Here is an 18,063-nt window from a genome sequence, read left to right as displayed (position 1 = left end):
GTCAGCTTTTGTATCAGACGGTCGGCTTGGCGGTGATCCGCCGGGGCGGGGAGCGGGCGGGGCGCTCCGCCCGGTCCGCGGTTCCGGCGGTCAGGCCTCCGGTTCGCCGGCGGCCAGGGCCGTCAGCGCCGTCAGCAGCTCCGGGTCGCCCAGCAGCCCGGCCAGGTCGCGGACCAGGCCGCCGGTGGGGGAGCCCGGGTGCTCGGAGGCGAGGTAGGTGGCCAGGTGGGGCATGAGGGCGGGCTCGCGGGCGGCGGTGACGGCGAGGGCGACCACGAAGTCCTGCACCAGGCGCTCGCGGATCAGCTCGCGCGGCTCGCTCTGTTTGTCGGCGAGCCACGCCAGCGAGGTGATCTCGGCCTTGGCGATCCAGGCGCGGATGGTCAGCCGCAGCTGCGGGCTGGGGTCGGCGAGGGCGAGGTGGACCAGGATCTGGTCGTGCGCCGCCTGGCGGACGTCGTCGATCACCGCGTTGGTGCCCGGGCTGGCCGCCACCGAGCCGCCGCGCAGCAGGGCCTCGAAGCCGGGGCCGTGGGAGGCGACGAAGTCCAGGTAGCGGTCCATCACCCGGGCCAGCCGCTCGGAGAGCGCGCCGGTCTGCGGCTCCTCGAAGCGGCCGGCCAGCTCGCGGCCGGCCCGGCGCAGGGACTCCTCGTAGATCGCCTGCTTGCCGGGGAAGTAGTGGTAGACCAGCGGCCGGGAGGCGCCCGCGGCGGCCGCGATGTCGTCGATCGACACCTCCTCCGGCGGCCGGGCGCTGAACAGCTCCAGGGCGACGGCGATCAACTGCTCACGTCGTTCGTCCACGGTCAGGCGGCGCCGCGGCTGGGTCTTCGGAGAGGCCATGCGCGCCACCCTAGAGGGTCCGCCGAGAATCGGGTCGAACAGCCGGGTGGCGGCTGCGGGGAAGGTGACGAAAGTCTGACGTCCGCCCCGCCGCCCTGTTCCGGCCCGCCCCCGCGGACGAGAATCGGTGCTGTGAACGACAACCCCGAATCCCGCGGCGCCCCGGTCGGGCGGCGGGTGATGCTTGGGATGCTCGGGCTCGGCGCGGCGGGGGTCGCGGCGGGGCCGGTGCTCTCGCGGGCGGTGGACTCGGTGCTGGCCGGCCTGTCGCAGCAGGACCCGACCGGGCTGACCAGTCTGCTGCCGGACTCCGGCGGCTTCCGCTACTACTCGGTGACCGGCCCGGTGAAGTCCGTCGCGCCCGCCGACTACCGGCTGACCGTGGACGGCCTGGTGGACCGGCCGGCCGGCCACTCCTACGCCGAACTCCAGGCGATGCCGCAGCACCGGATCGTCCACGACGTGCAGTGCGTGACCGGGTGGCGGGTGCCCGCGACCCCGTTCGAGGGCGTGCGGCTCTCCGACCTGCTGGACGCGGCCGGGGTGCGCCCGGGCGCGGGTGCGGTGCGGTTCAGCTGCTTCGACGGCAGCTACACCGAGAGCCTGACCATGGCGCAGGCCCGCCGGCCCGACGTGCTGGTGGCGCTGAAGATGAAGGACCAGCCGGTGAGCCACGACCACGGCGGGCCGGTGCGGCTCTACGTGGCGCCGATGTACTTCTACAAGTCGGCCAAGTGGCTCTCCGGCATCACCGTGACGCAGTCCGTGCAGCCCGGCTACTGGGAGAACCTCGGCTATGACGTGGACGCCTGGGTCGGCAAGTCGAACGGACGCGACGATGCTCCCACCAGCTGAGCCCGCCGCCCGGGTGGCGCGCTTCACCCGGGCCGAGCGGTGGGTGCACCGCGCCACCGCCGGCCTGATGCTGCTCTGCATCGCCTCCGCCGCCTGCCTCTACCTGCCGCAGCTGGCCGAGCTGGTCGGCCGGCGCCGGCTGGTCGAGCAGGTGCACGAGTGGAGCGGGCTGCTGCTGCCGGTGCCGGTGCTGCTCGGCCTGGGCTCGCGGGCGCTGCGCCGCGATCTGGGCCGGCTCAACCGCTTCGCGGCCTACGACCGGGAGTGGCTGCGCGGGGTGCTCTGGCGCACCTTCCACCGGCCGGCCGGCAAGTTCAACGCGGGCCAGAAGCTCTACGCGGGCTGGATCGCCGGCGCCGTGCTGGTGATGCTCGGCACCGGGCTGCTGATGTGGTTCACCAAGCTGGCGCCGCTCGGCTGGCGCACCGGCGCGACCTTCGTGCACGACTGGCTGGCGCTGGCCGTCGGCACGGTGGTGGCCGGGCACCTGTGGATGGCGCTGCGCGACCCGGAGGCCCGGCGCGGGATGCGCACCGGCAGCGTGGACCGGCGCTGGGCGACCCGGGAGCACCCGCGCTGGGACCCGGAGGCGCACGGGGAGGACGCCGGTCAGGCCGGGGAGCCGGCCCGCCACGCCCGGTAGCGCCGCCAGGCCGCCAGGCCGTCCGGCACGAACCGCCACTCGCCGCCGGCGATCCGCTGCTCGATCTCGTCGTCGGTCAGCCAGCCGTGCCAGTCGATCTCGCTGGCCTGCGGATTCACCGGGCCGTGCCACTCGGCGGTCCAGACGTCGCAGAACCAGGCGCAGCCGTCTTCCTCAAAAAGGAAGTTGAAGGCGGGCTCGGCGGTGATCCCGGCCACCCCGAGCTCCTCCTCGGCCTCCCGGACGGCGGCCTCGGCGTAGCTCTCCCCTGCGCCGAGCACCCCGCCGACGAAGACGTCGTAGGTGCCGGGCGCGTACAGCTTCTCCGCGGAGCGGCGGTGCACGAAGACCCGGCCCGCGGCGTCGCGCACCAGCACGGTGGCGCAGCGGTGGGTGAGCCCCAGCCGGTAGACCTCGCCGCGCGGGGCGGTGCCGACCACCCGGTCCGCGCGGTCCACCACGTCGAGCAGCTCGTCCCTCGGGTCCTCGTTCATGGCGTCAGACTAGAGTGCGCTGACAGCGGGTGTCAGGTGGGCAAGAGGCGAGGCGGTTGCGCGGTGCTGGAGATCCGGGGCGAGGCGGTCGAGGGGTTCGAGCCGGTGCGGGAGGCGTTCGCCCGCAACTTCCGCGAGCACGGTGAGCTGGGCGCGGCCTTCGCGCTCTACCTGCGCGGCCGCAAGGTGGTGGACCTGTGGGCCGGCGACGCCCGCCCCGAGGTGGGCGGCCGGCCGGCGCCCGCGGTGGCCTGGAGCGCGGACACCGCGCAGGTGCTGCGCTCGGTGACCAAGGGCGCGGTGGCCGGCGCGGCGCTGCTGCTGGCGCAGCGCGGCGAGCTGGACCTGGACGCGCCGGTGGCCTCCTACTGGCCGGAGTTCAAGGCGGCCGGCAAGGACCGGATACCGGTGCGCTGGCTGCTCTCGCACCGCGCCGGACTGCCCGCGCTGGACCGGCCGCTGACGGTGGACCAGGTGCTTTCCTGGGAGCCGGCGGTGGCGGCGGTGGCCGCCCAGGCGCCGTTCTGGGAGCCGGGCCGCGCGCACGGCTACCACCCCTACACCTACGGCTGGCTGGTCGGCGAGGTGGTGCGCCGGGTGACCGGGCGCACGGTCGGCCGGTACTTCGCCGAGGAGATCGCCGGGCCGCTGGGCCTGGACCTGTGGATCGGGCTGCCGGCCGGGCTCGGCGACCGGGTCGGCCGGCTGGTGGACCTGCCGGCGCCGCCGCCCGGCCCCGGCCTGCGGCTGCGGCCCAAGCGCTCGGTCTCGGACGCCTACCAGGACCCGGCCTCGCTGACCGCCCGCTCCTTCGGCGCGGTGCGGCCGGGCCTGGACCTGAACGACCCGGCGGCGCAGGCCGCCGAGATCCCCGGCGCCAACGGCATCGGCACCGCCCGTGCGGTGGCCCGCTACTACGCGGCGCTGATCGGCGCGGGCGACGGCCCGGCCGCCCGGCCGCTGCTCACCCCGGCGATGCTGGCCGAGGCGATGGGCCCGGCCTCCGACGGACCGGACCGGGTGCTGATCGTCAACTCCCGCTTCGGCCACGGCTTCTTCCGGCACGGCCCGACCTCGCCGATGACCTCCCCGGCCGCCTTCGGCCACCCCGGCCGGGGTGGCGCACTGGGCTTCGCCGACCCGGAACTGGGCCTCGGCTTCGGCTACGTGACCTGCGGGATGCAGCCGGGGGTGACCGGCGACATCCGGTCCCGCACGCTGATCGAGGCGGTGCGGTCCTGCCTGCTCCCGGCCTCGGGCACGGCCCGCACGCCGGGCTGATCCCCTAGAAGAAGCCGAGCTTGCCGGCCGAGTAGCTGACCAGCAGGTTCTTGGTCTGCTGGTAGTGGTCGAGCATCATCTTGTGGGTCTCCCGGCCGAAGCCCGACTTCTTGTACCCGCCGAACGCGGCGTGGGCGGGGTAGGCGTGGTAGCAGTTGGTCCAGACCCGGCCGGCCTTGATCTCCCGGCCCATCCGGTAGGCGGTGTTGCCGTCCCGGGTCCGCAGGCCGGCGCCGAGGCCGAACCGGGTGTCGTTGGCGAGCTTCAGCGCCTCGTCCACCGAGTCGAAGGTGGTCACCGAGACCACCGGGCCGAAGATCTCCTCCTGGAAGATCCGCATCCCGTTGCTGCCGCGGAAGACGGTCGGCTCCACGTAGAAGCCGCCGGACAGGCCCTCGACGGTGCGGGCGCCGCCGCCGGCCAGCAGTTCGGCGCCCTCCTGCCGGCCGATCCCGATGTAGGAGAGGATCTTGCGGAACTGCTCCTCGCTGGCCTGCGCGCCGATCATGGTGGCCGGGTCCAGCGGGTCGCCGGCGGTGATCGCCCGGGTCCGCTCCAGGCAGCGGGCCATGAACTCGTCGTAGATCGAGGAGTGGATCAGCGCTCGGGACGGGCAGGTGCAGACCTCGCCCTGGTTGAGGGCGAACATCACGAAGCCCTCGACCGCCTTGTCCAGGTACTCGTCGTCGGCGGCCATGACGTCGGGCAGGAAGATGTTCGGGCTCTTGCCGCCCAGCTCCAGCGAGACCGGGATGATGTTCTCGCTGGCGTACCGCATGATCAGCCGACCGGTGCCGGTCTCGCCGGTGAAGGCGATCTTGGCGATCCGCGGGCTGGCGGCCGGCGGCTTGCCGGCCTCCAGGCCGAAGCCGTTCACCACGTTGAGCACGCCGGGCGGCAGCAGGTCGGCGATCAGCTCGACGAAGGCCAGCACGCTGACCGGGGTCTGCTCGGCGGGCTTGAGCACCACGCAGTTGCCGGCCACCAGCGCCGGGGCCAGCTTCCAGGCCGCGATCAGCAGCGGGAAGTTCCACGGGATGATCTGGCCGACCACGCCCAGCGGCTCGTGGGACGGGCGCGGCGGACCGGCGGCACGGGTGGGCCGCCGGTCCGTTCCTGCCCGCGCGGGGCGGCCGGGGGCGGTACCCGACGGGTGGTCGGGTCCCGCTCCGCGACACCGCGGTGGGAGGCGGATCGAGGTGCGAGAGGCACCCTAGCCGCCGCGCGGCCGATCGGCTACGGTGAGTGCCGATCCGGTCACCCCGGCTGGTAGCGGCCGGTTCCGCTCTCCCAGCTGAGGTAGCCGCTGAGCCAGGCGGTGAGCCCGTCCGCGTACCGCTCGGCGTCCTGTTCCTGGTCCGGTCCGAGCTCCAGGGCCCGGTAGGTGCGAGGCAGTTCGTCCTTCAGCTGGGCGTACTTGTCGACCATCAGCTGGGCCTCGGCCAGCACCACCGAACCGGCCTCCTCCAGCGAGCAGCCCCGCTCCCGCTGGACGATCATCACCAGGTTGTTCACGTCACCGCGGGGCGCCTCCTGCGGGTAGGAGCGGATGTCGTTGCTGAGCGAGGGGATGTCGGCGGCCAGTTGGCGCAGTTGTCTGAGCGGCGGGCAGTGGAAGGCGGCGGGGGAGACCTCGAACCGCCCCAGCCGCTCCACCATGTCCAGCACCGACTCCATCGCGGCGGTGCCCCGACGCAGGATCAGGTAGCTCTCCCGGTCGGGCGGTTCACCGCCGCGCCGGCCGGCCGCCTCGGCGGGGTGGCTGGCGAAGTAGGACTCCCAGTTGTAGGTCGCCCGGGCGCGCCAGCGCGCGGACATGCCGCGGCTGATCCGCTCCCAGAGGTTCTCGAAGGCCAGCGCGCAGGGCATGTCGGCGGGGGCCGGCGCGCCGTGCAGCACGCCGGTCAGCCGGTCGCAGAGCGCGGCGACCTGTGCCGGGCGCCGGCCGAGCGGCCCGTCGAACTGGTCGTCGAAGAGGAAGTAGAACCCCATCAGGTCGGTGGCCAGGGCCAACTCCTCGGCGGTGCAGTCCGGGTAGCTGAGCGCCGCGAGGTCGGGGACCGCCCAGCGGGCGTAGGAGTCCGGGGTCAGGTCGCTGCCCAACATCCGGAACTCCTGAAGCCAACGTCGGTGGTGGGTCTCGGCGTTGGCCCGGTTCGGGTTCCGGCGGTGGGGATAGGGGACATCGAGGGTCGTCGCATCGGACATGGGACTCCCGAGGAAAGGGCGCACGATGGTGGCGGAGATCGGGAAGCCCGAGGTCCCAAGGGGCGCAGGGTATCCCATAACACCATCAGATGACATTGACGTGGCAGCAATTGCCCATGGCACCCGTACTTGAATCATCATCAGACGACCGACCTGGGCAAAGACGGCATCAAACGGTCCGCGCGGCGATAGCCTCGGGCCAGATCACGCAGTGCGGACGTGGAGGGGACCGAGGGTGACGGAACAGGGGAGCGGATTCGTGCCGGGCGGCGAACGGCCCGGCCCGGAGCCGGCGCAGCCGCGGCTCTACGAGCGCGAGAGCGCCTTGCAGTCCGTCCGACAGGCCCTGGACACCTTGCGGGTGCGGTACGAGGCGGGCGGAGTGCAGCTCGGCTCGGTGCTGCTCTACAGCGGCAAGGCCGGCATGGGGAAGACCAGCATCCTGCAGCAGATCCGCACGCTGGCCGGCCGCGAGGGCCTGACCGTGCTCTCCGGCCGGGCCGGCGAGCAGCGCACCAACGAGCCCTTCCACCTGCTGCGCCAGTTGTTGCTCGGCGAGCTCCTCGCGCTCCCCGCCGAGCAGCGAGCCGAGGTGCTGGGCGACTGGCGCAACGTGGCCGGACCGGCGCTCGGGCTGGTGCCGCCCTCCGGCGAGGACCTGGATCCGCAGAGCGTGCGCCGCGGCCTGGACTTCGTGATGACCCAGCTGGCGGTGGTCCGCGCACCGCTGGTGATGCTGGTGGACGACTTCCAGTGGGCCGACCAGGAGTCATTGGTCTGGCTGGAGGAGCTGGCGGTCCGCTGCCCGGAGCTGCCGATGCTGCTGGCCATCGCCTGGCGCAGCGGCGAACTGCCGGAGCAGGCCCACGGCTTCCGCCGGCTGGTGGCCGCCAACTCGCACCACCACCTGGAGTTCCAGGGCCTCACCCCGCCCGGCACCACCCTGCTGGTCCGGGCCGTCTTCCCGGAGGCCGAGGACTCCTTCAACCGCCAGGTCTGGGCGGTCACCGACGGCAACCCGTTCCTGGTCAACGCCCTGCTCAACAAGGTGCGGGAGAGCGGCATCGAGCCGGTCCACGACAACGTGCCGCTGCTGCACGACCTGGCCGCCGAGGCCGTGGGCATGGACCGCGAGTACTGGCTGCGCAAGCTCACCACCAACACCGTCAACTTCGCGCAGGCCGCGGCGATGCTCGGCACCGAGATCCAGCCCCGGCTGGCCACCCGGATCGCCGGGATGACGCCCACCCAGGCGGCCGACGCGATCGCCGAGCTGCGCCGCCACCAGGTGCTGACCGGCCCGGCCGAGGGCCCGCTGGAGTTCGTCCACCCGCTGCTGGCCACCTCCCTCTACAAGTCGATCCGGCCCGGCACCCGCACCGCGATGCACGGCAAGGCCGCGGTGGAGCTGGAGAACGCGGGCCGGCCGCTGGTCGAGTCCTCCCGCCACCTGCTGGAGACCCACACCGACGCCGACCCCGAGGTGGTGGCCAAGCTGCGCCGGGCGGCCCGCGAACACCTGGCGGTCGGCGCCCCGGAGGCGGCGGTGCGCTGCCTGGACCGGGCGCTGGCCGAGCCGCCGGAGGACCAGGACCTGGCCCAGGTGATCTACGAACTGGCCTGCGCCACCCTGCTCACCGACCCGCTCGCCACCGTCAACCAGCTGCGGCTGGCGCTGACCACCCCGGGCCTGCCGGACGACGTCCGGGTGGACGCCACCTTCCGGCTCTCCGAAGTGCTGGCGCACAGCGGGCAGCTGGGCGAGGCCACCGAGCTCACGCTGGCCGAGGCCGAGCGCCTCGAACCGGGACCGGCCCGGGTGCGGCTGGAGGTGGCCCACTTCATCTGGGCCGCGTTCCAGCGCGACGAGGCGGACGGCCCAGGCCGCTCGGTCCGGCTGGCCGACCTGGCCACCGGCCAGTGCGGCAACGACATCAACGCCCGGGCTGCCCGCGCGCTGCGCGCCTGGGACCTGACCCTGCAGGGCGGCAGCGCGGTCGCGGTGCAGGCGCTGCTGGACTCGGTGCTCGACGAGGTCGGCGGGCTGCCGGAGGGGCTGGACTGGACCACCAGCCAGTGGGGCCTGGAGCTGCCCGGCATCATCGGGCTGACCCACATCTACACCGACCGGCTGGACCGCGCCGAGCAGCTCTTCGAGGAGGCCGGCTGGGCGTTCCGGGTGAACGGCTGGGAGGGCGGCCACATGGGCTTCGCCTACTTCCTGATGGGCCTGGCCAAGTTCCGCCGCGGCGCGCTGGCCGAGGCCGAGGTGGACCTGCGCAACGCGCTGGGCATCGCCCGCCGGCTCGGCGCCGGCCTGCCGCTGCAGTGGGACGCGGTCGGCGTGCTGGCCGACACGCTGCTGGCCCGCGGCCGGGTGGAGGATGCCTGGAAGCTGGCCGCCGACTACTCCTTCGCGCCGCCCTACCACCCGACCGCGATGGTGCTGCCGGACGCGGCCACCCTCTACGGCAAGCTGCTGCTCGCCCAGGGCGACCGGGACGGCGCGGTCCGGGTCTTCGTCGGCGTGCGCGAGCAGTTGTCGGCGCGCGGCTGGCACAACACCATCTGGGCGCCCTGGGCCGGGCACCTGGCCCAGGCGCTGCTGCCGGACCGCCCGGACCAGGCGCGCGAGCTGGCCGCCTGGAACGTCCAGCGGGCCCGCGCCTCCGGCGTCGGCTCGGCGATCGGCAGCGCGCTGCGGATGCAGGCCGCGGTGCTGGAGGGCCAGCCCGCGGTGGAGCTGCTGACCGAGGCGGTCGCGGTGCTCGGCACCTCGCCGGCCGGCTACGAGCACGCCTGCGCGCTGGTCGACCTGGGCACGGCGCTGCGCCGCCTGGGCCGGCTGGCCGAGGCCACCGAGGAGCTGCACCAGGGCATGGAGCTGGCCGTGCTCTGCAACGCGGACGGCCTGGTCGGCCGGGCCCGGCGCGAGTTGAACGCCTCCGGCCTGCGCCCCAGCCGGCTGCGCAGCACCGGCCGGGACGCGCTGAGCCGCGCCGAGTGGCGGGTCGCCGAGCTGACCGTGGCCGGCCACGGGCCGGCCGAGATCGCCGCCCGGCTGGACGTGCCGGAGAGCCTGATCCACCGTCGGATCGCCGCCGTCTACCGCAAGACCGGCAGCAGCCCGGAGGGCCTGGCCGCCGCGCTGGGCCTCCGGGGCGAGGAGCCCGACACGCCCTAGGCTTGCACCGACTTCGGAGGAGGAGCAGACCATGACGGTAGTAGAGGTGACCCGGGCCCCGCTGACGGCGGGCGGGGCCGGGGCGGCGATCGAGCGGTGGACCCTGAGCAGCGGCCCGGTCGAGGTGTCGGTGCTCTCGCTGGGCGCCACCCTGCACACCGTGCGGGTGCCGGACCGCACCGGGGCGGTCGCCCAAGTCCTGCTCTGCTCCGAGGAACTGACCGAGATTCTGGGCCCGGCCCGGCACTACGGCGCCACCGTGGGCCGGTACGCCAACCGGATCGCGGACAGCCGGATCACGCTGGACGGCGAGGAGTACAAGCTGGCGCCGACCGGCCCCGGCCTCACCCTGCACGGCGGGCCGGACGGCTTCGCGGACCGGATCTGGAGCGCCGAGCCGGTCGCCGACGGCGAGCGGGCCGGCGTCCGGCTGCACCTGCACAGCCCGGACGGCGACCAGGGCTTCCCCGGCGCGCTGGACGTCTGGGTCAGCTACCTGCTCGCTCCGGACGGCGAACTGGCCATCGAGTACAGCGCCGTGACGACCCGTCCGACCGTGATCAATCTCACCAATCATGCCTACTTCAACTTGAACGGCGAGGGCTCCGGCGACGTTCTGGACCATCTGCTGACGCTGGCCGCGGACCGGATCACGCCGACCGACGAGCGCCAGGTGCCGACCGGCGAGTACCTGCCGGTGGCGGGCACCCCGTTCGACTTCCGCACCCCGCGCCCGATCGGCGAGCGGATCCGCGACCCCCACCCGCAGCTCGCCCTGGCCGGCGGCTACGACCACAACTGGGTGCTTCGTTCGGATGCGCAGGGCGCCGCCGCCGCACCGGCCGCGGTGCTGGAGGACCCGGTCTCCGGGCGGAAGTTGGAGGTCCGGACCAGTGAGCCCGGAATCCAGGTGTACACCGCCAACAGCTTCGCCGGAGCGGTCACCGGACCGGGTGGAACCGCCTACGGACCGTTCGCCGGAATCGCGCTGGAGACCCAGCACTTCCCCGACTCACCGCACCACCCGGACTTCCCCGACACCGAGCTGCGGCCGGGTCGGGAGTTCCACTCGGTCACCTCACTGCGTTTCTCGTGGTGACCGGGCGCGTTTGCTAGTGAGACACACGGTATGACTAGTATCACTCCGTCAAAGGTCTTACCGCAGACGGCGTGTCGCATCGGCCAGCCGTTCAGTCTCTAGGAGCATGCCCTGCGCGCGCGTAGAGCCTCCCGTACCCGACGCCCACGGCTGAGCCTGCGCACAGCCCTGCTCGTCCTGGCAATCATCCCCAGTCTGGCGATCGCCGCACTGTGGGCCACCACCTCCATCCAGACGCTGTCGTCCTACCAGCGGCAGGCGGCTCAGGTGGACCTGGTGAGAAAGACCGGCCAGCCCGCCTCGCTGCTGCTGTTCAGCCTGCAGGAGGAGCGCCGGATGACCGTGGAGCAGCTCGCCAAGCCGGGCAGCTCCACGGACGCGCTGAAGTCGCAGCGCCAGCAGGTCGACTCCGAGATGCACAACTTCCTGACGCTCTCGAACATCTCGATGGACGGCGAGCCGACGGAGATCCGCACGGCGCTCGCCGCCGCCCGGGACAACCTCGGCGACCTGTCGGGCAAGCGCGCCGCGGTCGACTCCGGCAGCGTCGACGTCCAGGCGGTCTACACCTACTACAACAACCTCATCGCCACCTACATGGAGCTGTTCACGGCGCTCAGCCACGTGGACGACGGCACCGTGGCGTACCTGTCCCGCCCGCTGGTGGCGGAGTTCTGGTACATGGAGATGATCTCCCGCGAGGACACCCTGTTCTCGATCGGCTGGCCGACCGGGCAGCTCCCGCTGCCCAACTACGCCTCCGCGCTGCAGATGACCGCGATCCAGGCGTACATCTTCACCGAGGAGGTCAGCACCCGCCTCCCCGCCGAAGAGAACCAGCTGGTCCAGCGCATCATCAACAGTGACGCCTGGAAGAACAAGGTCCAGGTCGAGGCCGCGGTCCTGAAGCCGAGCAACCCGGACAAGAGCGGCATGATGGCCGTTCCGAACCTGGGCACGCAGTGGCGCGCCGTGATGGACTCGATCCGTCCGCAGATCGCCCAGCTGGTGACCATGCGCGCCAACTCGGTGCTGAACACCGGTCAGAAGGACGCCGACGACCTGCTGGTCAAGGTCATCACCACCTCGGCGATCGGCCTCGCTGCCGTGGTCATCGTGGTGCTGACCGGCTGGGGGCTCACCCGCTCGCTGCGCCGCCGGATCGTCGGCCTGCAGGAGGAGGCCGGCGAGCTGGAGCGCACGCTGCCCGAGGTGGTCGACCGGCTGGCCCGCGGTGACCAGGTGGACGTCGCGGCGGTCAGCCGGGCGATCTCCACCGACACCCTGGCCACCGGCGGCGACGAGCTGGACCGCCTCGGCCAGGCGCTCAACCTGGCCCGGGCCAGCGCGGTCGGCACCGCCGTCCGGCAGGCCGACCAGCACCGCGGCTTCGAGAAGCTGCTGCAGCGCATCGCCCGCCGCACCCAGCTGCTGATCGGCCTCCAGCTGAAGACGCTGAACGAGATGGAGCGCCGGCACGAGGACCCGGAGGTGCTCGAGGGCCTCTTCGACCTCGACCACCTGACGGCCCGTCTGCGCCGTTACGAGGAGAACCTGGTGATCCTCGGCGGCGGCCAGCCGCAGCGCCGCTGGCGCAAGCCGGTCCCGCTGCTGGACGTGCTCCGCTCCGCCCAGGGCGAGGTGCAGGACTACCGGCGCATCCTGATCGACGTCGAGGGCAGCCCCTGGCTGTCCGAGCGCGCGGTCGGCCCGGTGGTCCACGTGCTCGCCGAGCTGATGGAGAACGCCGCGACCTTCTCCAAGCCCCCGTCCCCGGTCGAGGTCCGCGCGGCCCTGGTCGGCCGCGGACTCGCGGTCGAGGTCGAGGACCGCGGCCTGGGCATGGAGCCCGAGCAGTACGACGCGGCCAACGCCCTGATGCGCTCGACCCCGCGGATGGACGTGCTGGCCCAGGCCGACGACGTCCGGCTCGGCCTCTACGTGGTGGCCCGGCTCGCGGCCACCCTCGGCCTCCAGGTGGAGTTCCGCCCCTCGGCCTTCGGCGGCACCCGTGCGGTGGTGCTGATCCCGGGCGAGCTGGTCTCCCGCAACCCCAACGGCGAGTACGGCGGCTACCCGGCCGCGGTGCCCGACCCGGCGCCCGAGCCGCTCCCGGTCCGCGGCGGCGGCGCCGGCGCCGGCGCGGCGCTGTCCGGCGAGGTGTACAACGAGTTCGAGGCCGACCTCAGCTCCACCGAGTACCAGTCCTATGACGAACCCTCAGCCGACACCTGGACCGAGCCCTTGGAGCCAGTCCCCGCGCCGCGCCCGTCCTGGGCCACCCGCGGTGCCGACGACCACGAGCGGACCGTGGAGTCCGCCGAGACGCCGCTGCCGCAGCGGGTCCGCCAGGCCAGCCTGGCGGCCGAGCTGCGCACCCCGCCGCCGGCCAGCGCCGGCGTCGAGGAGACCGCGCCGACCCGCGTCCGCTCCGGTGCCACCATCGGAGCGTTCCAGCGCCGCTCCCGTGCCGCCCGCTTCGGCGAGCAGACCGGTGAGCCGACGCCGTTCCCCACCACCACGGTGTTCCCCGCCCCGACGACCGAGGACCAGTCATGACGCGCACCACCGCCACCTACCAGGACCTGGACTGGCTGCTGGACGGACTTGTCGACTCGGTCCCCGGTACCAGATGTGCCGTGCTGCTGTCCGACGACGGCCTGGTGGTCAGCAAGTCCCGCAGCATCGAGCGGGCCGACGCCGAGCGGCTGGCGGCGGTCGCCACCGGCCAGCAGAGCCTGGCCCGCGGCGTCGGCACGCTCTTCGGCGGCGGCGCCGTGCACCAGGTGATCGTCGAGCTGGCCGAGCTCTGGCTCTTCATCACCGCGGCCGGCCAGGGTACCCACCTGGCGGTGATCGCCTCCCAGGAGGTGGACGCCGAGATGATGTCGCTGGCCATGCACACGCTGGTCCAGCAGGTCGGCCAGAAGTTGGGCACACAGTTGCGGGGGGCCGTCGGATGAACGCGCACTGGAGCGAGGAGGACTTCGAGTACGGTGACGACGGTGCGGACTCGATGGTCCGCCCGTACACCATCACCCGGGGTCGCACCACGTCCGAGCGCGACGACCTCACCCTGATCACGGTGCTCAGCACCGTGCAGCCGGCGGCCCTGGCCGGCCGCCGGCTGCAGCCGGAGCACCGGGTGATCCTGGACCGCTGCCGCTACCCGGCGGCGGTCGCCGAGGTGGCGGCCGACCTCAACCTCCCGGTCTCGGTGACGAAGATCCTGTTAGGAGACCTGATCGCGCAGGGGCTGCTGACCGCCCGTGCCCCCTTGGCCGTTGCCAAGGTCAGCGGAGGCGTCGACCTGGCGCTGCTGACCGCCGTACGTGATGGACTGCGGAGACTGTGATGACGAACGATCAGGCGGCGCCCGCCGCCGTCAAGATCCTGATCGCGGGCGGCTTCGGGGTGGGCAAGACCACCCTGGTCGGCTCGGTGAGCGAGGTCACCCCGCTGCGCACCGAGGAGTACCTGACCCGGGCCAGCGTCGGGGTCGACTCGCTCGAGGGCGTCCAGACCAAGGACACCACCACGGTCGCCCTCGACTTCGGCCGCATCACCATCAGCAACGAGCTGGTGGTCTACCTGTTCGGCACCCCCGGGCAGGAGCGGTTCTGGTTCATGTGGAACGACCTGGTGCAGGGCGTGCTGGGCGGCGTGGTGATCGCCGACACCCGGCGGCTGGACACCAGCTTCGCCTCGATCGACTTCTTCGAGAGCCGGCAGATCCCGTTCGTGGTGGCGATCAACTGCTTCGACGGGCACAACACCCGCTCGGCGATCGAGATCCGCACCGCGCTGGACCTGGACCCGCACGTGCCGCTGCTGGTCGGTGACGTGCGCGCCCGCACCTTCGGGCGGGACGTGCTGCTCGCCCTGGTCGACCACCTGATGGCCCCGGCCCTGGTCTGACCCGTCGTCGACGCGCCGCGGCGCCCCGGAGCACGCTCCGGGGCGCCGCGGCGTTCGCGCGTCTCAGCTGTGGCGCCAGGTGACCGAGAAGGCGGTGCCGTCGGCCGACAGCGGCGAGGTGGTGGCCAGCACGGTCTTGTCCTGCTTGGCCATGGTGATGCCGTCCGGCTTGAAGCTGCCCAGCGGGTGGCCGTTGGCGGTGGCCGAGTCGAAGGAGGCGGTGCCGAAGTCCGTCAGCGGCAGCGGGCCCGCCATGGTGGAGGGCGCCTCCGCGATCACCTCGGCGGAGGCCAGCTTGGCCCGGCGCAGGTTCTTGCGCACGGTGTGGCTCCAGCCCTGGGTGGCGTCGGTGAGCTTGAGGGTGAAGGTGCCGCGGCCGTCGGTGGTGACCGCGGCGTCGAAGTGGTCGCCTGCGGCCACCGGGTCGTTGTAGTTGACCGGGTAGGCCGGGTACATCTCGTACCAGGAGGAGTAGACCGGGGTGCCGCCCGAGCAGTCCGCCTCGGTGCCGGTCTGCTCGACCGAGTCGCTGCCGTCGCCGTCCAGGCCGACCCAGAAGCTGGACCAGGTGTCGGTGTCGGTGCAGGTCGCCGCGGGCTGGGTCCAGCTGGCGCTGACGCTGGTGAAGCGCTGGCCGGTGGCCGAGTAACCGGCCCAGTTGGCGCTGGTGCTGTTCAGCGTCTCGCCGTGCGGGCCGGTGGTGTGCGGGGCGGTGATCACCACCGGGGCGTGCAGGTGCGGGGCGTGCACGTGGCCCGGCGCGGCGAGCGCGGGGGCGGCGGAGGCGGTGAGCAGGGCGGTGAGACCGGTGGCGAGCGCGAGGGCGCGGCGGGCTGCGGGCATGGCGGCTCCCGTGGGGGACAGGTGTGGTTGACGGTGCCCGGACAACGGTAGGGCAGCGAACCAATGGTCCCGGTGTGACGGGTATGCAAATCCGCCGACTTCACCCGAACAGCCGTCAGATCTGTTCAGCACGGAGGCCCCTGACCCACCGTCGGCGGAGCAGGGGCCTCCCGGACCGGGCCGGCGTCAGCCGTGGACGGTGCCGCTGACCGCGCCGAAGCCGATCCGCACGCCGTCCGCGCCGGGCGCCGAGGCGGTGATGGTCACCGTGTCGCCGTCCGCCAGGAAGGTCCGGGTGTCGCCGTCCGGCAGCGTGATCGGATCCCGGCCGTTCCAGGTCAGCTCGATCAGCGAGCCGCGCTGGTCCGGCTCGGCACCGGAGATGGTGCCCGAGCCGTAGAGGTCACCGGTGCGCAGCGAGGCGCCGTTGACCGTGGTGTGCGCGAGCATCTGGGCCGGCGACCAGTACATCCCGGCGTACGGCGGGCGGGAGACCACGGCGCCGTTCAGCTCGACCCGCAGGTCGATGTCCAGCCCCCAGGGCTCCTTCTCCACCAGGTAGGGCAGCGGCTGCGGCTGCTGCTCCGGGGTGGCGGTGCGGGCCGCCTCCAGCGCGGCCAGCGGGACCACCCAGGGCGAGATCGAGGTGGCGAAGGACTTGCCGAGGAAGGGGCCCAGCGGCACGTACTCCCAGGACTGCACGTCCCGGGCGCTCCAGTCGTTCAGCAGCACCACGCCGAAGACGTGCTCGGCGAAGTCGGCCACCCCGACCGGCTCGCCCAGCGCGGAGCCGGCGCCCACCACGAAGCCCAGCTCGGCCTCGATGTCCAGCTTGGCCGAGCGGCCGAAGACCGGGGCCGGGTCCTGCGGGCCCTTGAACTGCCCGGACGGCCGCCTGATCCCGGTGCCGGAGACCACCACGGTGCCGGCGCGGCCGTGGTAGCCGACCGGCAGGTGCTTCCAGTTCGGCAGCAGCGCCTCGGCGTCCGGGCGGAACATCCGGCCCAGGTTGGTGGCGTGGTGCTCGGAGGCGTAGAAGTCGACGTAGTCGGCCACCTCCACCGGCAGGTGCAGGGTCACCTGGTCGATCCGGTACAGGTTGGCCTCGACCAGCCGGCGCTCCGCCTGGTCGGTCAGCAGGCCGGTGACCCGCTCCCGGACGTAGGCCCACTCGCGCGGGCCGCGCCGCATGAAGCGGTTCAGCGAACCGGTCGCCAGGTCGGCGCCGAGCGGGGTGCCCGCCCAGATCGCCGAGAGGTCCAGCACCTGCTCGCCGATCGCGACGCCCACCCTGGGCTGCCCGCTCCCGGGCGGGGTGAACACCCCGTACGGCAGGTTCTGCACCGGGAAGTCCGAGCCCTCGGGAACCGGGACCCAGCTCTGCTCGCTCACTCGCTCACACCGTCCTGCGGGCCGCGCCCGCTCCAACTCCACGCGTACTTGCCGTCGTCGCTGGCCCGGCCGCCCTCGGCGATCTCCAGCGGGCGGAAGGTGTCCACCATCACCGCCAGCTCGTCGAAGGACTCGGCGCCGATCGAGCGCTCGTAGGCACCCGGCTGCGGACCGTGGGTGTGGCCGCCCGGGTGCAGCGAGATCGAGCCCTGGCCGATGCCGGAGCCCTTGCGGGCCTCGTAGTCGCCCCCGCAGTAGAACATCACCTCGTCGCTGTCCACGTTGGAGTGGTAGTACGGCACCGGGATCGACAGCGGGTGGTAGTCCACCTTGCGCGGCACGAAGTTGCAGATCACGAAGTTCTCGCCCTCGAAGACCTGGTGGGCCGGCGGCGGCTGGTGGATCCGGCCGGTGATCGGCTCGTAGTCGGCGATGTTGAAGGCGTACGGGTAGAGGCAGCCGTCCCAGCCGACCACGTCGAACGGGTGGGTCGGCACGGTGAGGACGGTGCCGACCACGCCCGAGGAGCCGTTGCCCCGGTGCTTCACGTAGATCTGGACATCGCCCTCGCCGTCGACCAGCAGCGGGCCGGAGGGGCCGCGCAGGTCGCGCTCGCAGAACGGCGCGTGCTCCAGCAGCTGGCCGTACTTGGAGAGGTAGCGGCGGGCCGGGGTGATGTGGCTGTTGGCCTCGATGGCGTAGAGCCGCAGCGGCTGCTCCCCGCTCGGCAGCCAGCGGTGGGTGGTGGCCCGGGGGATCACCACGTAGTCGCCCTGGCCCACGGCCAGGGTGCCGAAGACGGTCTCCAGCACGCCCTCGCCGGACTCCACGTAGACGCACTCGTCGCCTATGGCGTTGCGGTAGAGCGGCGAGTCCTGGCCGCAGGCCACGTAGCCGATCCGGAGGTCGGCGTTGGCCAGCACGGTGCGGCGCCCGCGCACCGCGTCGGTCTGCCGCCACTGCTCGCCCGGGAAGAGGTCGTGCAGCTTGAAGTGGAAGGGCTTCAGCGGGTGGTTGGGCTCCGGCTTGCCCTCCGGCAGCGCCCAGACCCGGCTGTCCACCAGGGCCGAGGGAATGGCGCGGTGGTAGAGCAGCGAGGAGTCGGAGAAGAAGCCCTCCTCGCCCATCAGCTCCTCGTAGTAGAGGCCGCCGGACTCGTTGCGGTGCTGGGTGTGCCTCTTCGGCGGCACCGTGCCCACGGTGCGGTAGTACGCCATCTCTGCGCCTCCTGAGCGACTGTCGCCCCGGACTGCGTCGGCCGGGGCAGGGTCCGCCCTGGGGGTGGGAGCGGACCAGACCA

Annotated in this window: 15 protein-coding genes and 1 pseudogene; 9 read left to right on the top strand and 7 right to left on the bottom strand. The window is 72.8% G+C overall.

The window, feature by feature from the left end; genetic code table 11:
• Positions 1-90 precede the first annotated feature (90 nt).
• Positions 91-846: a TetR/AcrR family transcriptional regulator gene (locus ACFYNO_RS30655; RefSeq protein WP_388019862.1), complete on the bottom strand. Its 756-nt coding sequence runs from the start codon at positions 844-846 to the stop codon at positions 91-93.
• Between the two features lie 180 nt (positions 847-1,026).
• Between ACFYNO_RS30655 and ACFYNO_RS30650 the strand changes: the two genes are divergently transcribed.
• Positions 1,027-1,701, top strand: a complete 675-nt coding sequence (locus ACFYNO_RS30650) for a molybdopterin-dependent oxidoreductase (protein ID WP_388020024.1) — start codon at positions 1,027-1,029, stop codon at positions 1,699-1,701.
• Complete coding sequence (locus ACFYNO_RS30645) at positions 1,685-2,344, top strand: cytochrome b/b6 domain-containing protein (RefSeq protein WP_388019859.1); 660 nt, start codon at positions 1,685-1,687, stop codon at positions 2,342-2,344. Before ACFYNO_RS30650 ends, ACFYNO_RS30645 begins: the two co-directional genes overlap by 17 nt.
• Here the strand turns inward: ACFYNO_RS30645 and ACFYNO_RS30640 are convergent.
• Positions 2,311-2,838 carry an NUDIX hydrolase gene (locus ACFYNO_RS30640; protein WP_388019856.1) on the bottom strand — a complete coding sequence of 176 codons (528 nt, stop codon included), beginning with the start codon at positions 2,836-2,838 and terminating at the stop codon, positions 2,311-2,313. The two genes, ACFYNO_RS30645 and ACFYNO_RS30640, sit on opposite strands and share 34 nt — an antisense overlap.
• Positions 2,839-2,901: 63 nt before the next feature.
• Between ACFYNO_RS30640 and ACFYNO_RS30635 the strand changes: the two genes are divergently transcribed.
• The gene (locus ACFYNO_RS30635) at positions 2,902-4,119 is read left to right on the top strand and encodes a serine hydrolase domain-containing protein (protein WP_388019853.1); all 1,218 of its coding nucleotides are present in this window, start codon (positions 2,902-2,904) and stop codon (positions 4,117-4,119) included.
• A gap of 4 nt (positions 4,120-4,123) precedes the next feature.
• Here the strand turns inward: ACFYNO_RS30635 and adh are convergent.
• Together adh and ACFYNO_RS30625 are read right to left on the bottom strand one after the other, a co-directional pair.
• Positions 4,124-5,188, bottom strand: a pseudogene (gene adh / locus ACFYNO_RS30630) (aldehyde dehydrogenase); the annotation flags it as partial.
• Positions 5,189-5,376: 188 nt separating this feature from the next.
• A complete protein-coding gene (locus tag ACFYNO_RS30625) occupies positions 5,377-6,225 on the bottom strand; it encodes a terpene cyclase (RefSeq protein ID WP_388019850.1) in 849 nt (282 codons plus the stop codon).
• Positions 6,226-6,562: 337 nt separating this feature from the next.
• Between ACFYNO_RS30625 and ACFYNO_RS30620 the strand changes: the two genes are divergently transcribed.
• The 6 genes from ACFYNO_RS30620 to ACFYNO_RS30595 all read left to right on the top strand — a co-directional run bounded on the left by ACFYNO_RS30620 (position 6,563) and on the right by ACFYNO_RS30595 (position 14,528).
• Positions 6,563-9,511 carry an ATP-binding protein gene (locus ACFYNO_RS30620; protein ID WP_388019847.1) on the top strand — a complete coding sequence of 983 codons (2,949 nt, stop codon included), beginning with the start codon at positions 6,563-6,565 and terminating at the stop codon, positions 9,509-9,511.
• 31 nt (positions 9,512-9,542) lie between these two features.
• Entirely contained in the window at positions 9,543-10,610 is a 1,068-nt protein-coding gene (locus ACFYNO_RS30615) for an aldose epimerase family protein (RefSeq protein ID WP_388019844.1), read from the top strand.
• Positions 10,611-10,877: 267 nt separating this feature from the next.
• Positions 10,878-13,169 (top strand): nitrate- and nitrite sensing domain-containing protein, encoded by a 2,292-nt coding sequence (locus ACFYNO_RS30610; RefSeq protein WP_388019841.1) that lies wholly within the window; start codon positions 10,878-10,880, stop codon positions 13,167-13,169.
• Entirely contained in the window at positions 13,166-13,573 is a 408-nt protein-coding gene (locus tag ACFYNO_RS30605; RefSeq protein ID WP_388019838.1) for a roadblock/LC7 domain-containing protein, read from the top strand. Before ACFYNO_RS30610 ends, ACFYNO_RS30605 begins: the two co-directional genes overlap by 4 nt.
• Positions 13,570-13,965 (top strand): DUF742 domain-containing protein, encoded by a 396-nt coding sequence (locus tag ACFYNO_RS30600; RefSeq protein ID WP_388019835.1) that lies wholly within the window; start codon positions 13,570-13,572, stop codon positions 13,963-13,965. Before ACFYNO_RS30605 ends, ACFYNO_RS30600 begins: the two co-directional genes overlap by 4 nt.
• Entirely contained in the window at positions 13,965-14,528 is a 564-nt protein-coding gene (locus ACFYNO_RS30595; protein ID WP_388019832.1) for an ATP/GTP-binding protein, read from the top strand. The genes ACFYNO_RS30600 and ACFYNO_RS30595 overlap by 1 nt, the downstream gene beginning before the upstream one ends.
• Before the next feature lie 63 nt (positions 14,529-14,591).
• Here ACFYNO_RS30595 and ACFYNO_RS30590 read toward each other — a convergent pair whose 3' ends face one another.
• The 3 genes from ACFYNO_RS30590 to ACFYNO_RS30580 form a co-directional block, all read right to left on the bottom strand.
• Positions 14,592-15,371 carry a G1 family glutamic endopeptidase gene (locus ACFYNO_RS30590; protein WP_388019829.1) on the bottom strand — a complete coding sequence of 260 codons (780 nt, stop codon included), beginning with the start codon at positions 15,369-15,371 and terminating at the stop codon, positions 14,592-14,594.
• Positions 15,372-15,557: 186 nt separating this feature from the next.
• A complete protein-coding gene (gene fahA, locus ACFYNO_RS30585) occupies positions 15,558-16,763 on the bottom strand; it encodes a fumarylacetoacetase (protein ID WP_388019826.1) in 1,206 nt (401 codons plus the stop codon).
• A complete protein-coding gene (locus tag ACFYNO_RS30580; protein WP_388019823.1) occupies positions 16,760-17,980 on the bottom strand; it encodes a homogentisate 1,2-dioxygenase in 1,221 nt (406 codons plus the stop codon). The genes fahA and ACFYNO_RS30580 overlap by 4 nt, the downstream gene beginning before the upstream one ends.
• Positions 17,981-18,063: the final 83 nt, after the last annotated feature.

This window comes from Kitasatospora sp. NPDC006697, from assembly GCF_042869935.1.
GTDB lineage: Bacteria > Actinomycetota > Actinomycetes > Streptomycetales > Streptomycetaceae > Kitasatospora.
Note: the sequence above shows the minus strand (reverse complement) of the source record. Positions and strands in the feature narration are given on the sequence as shown.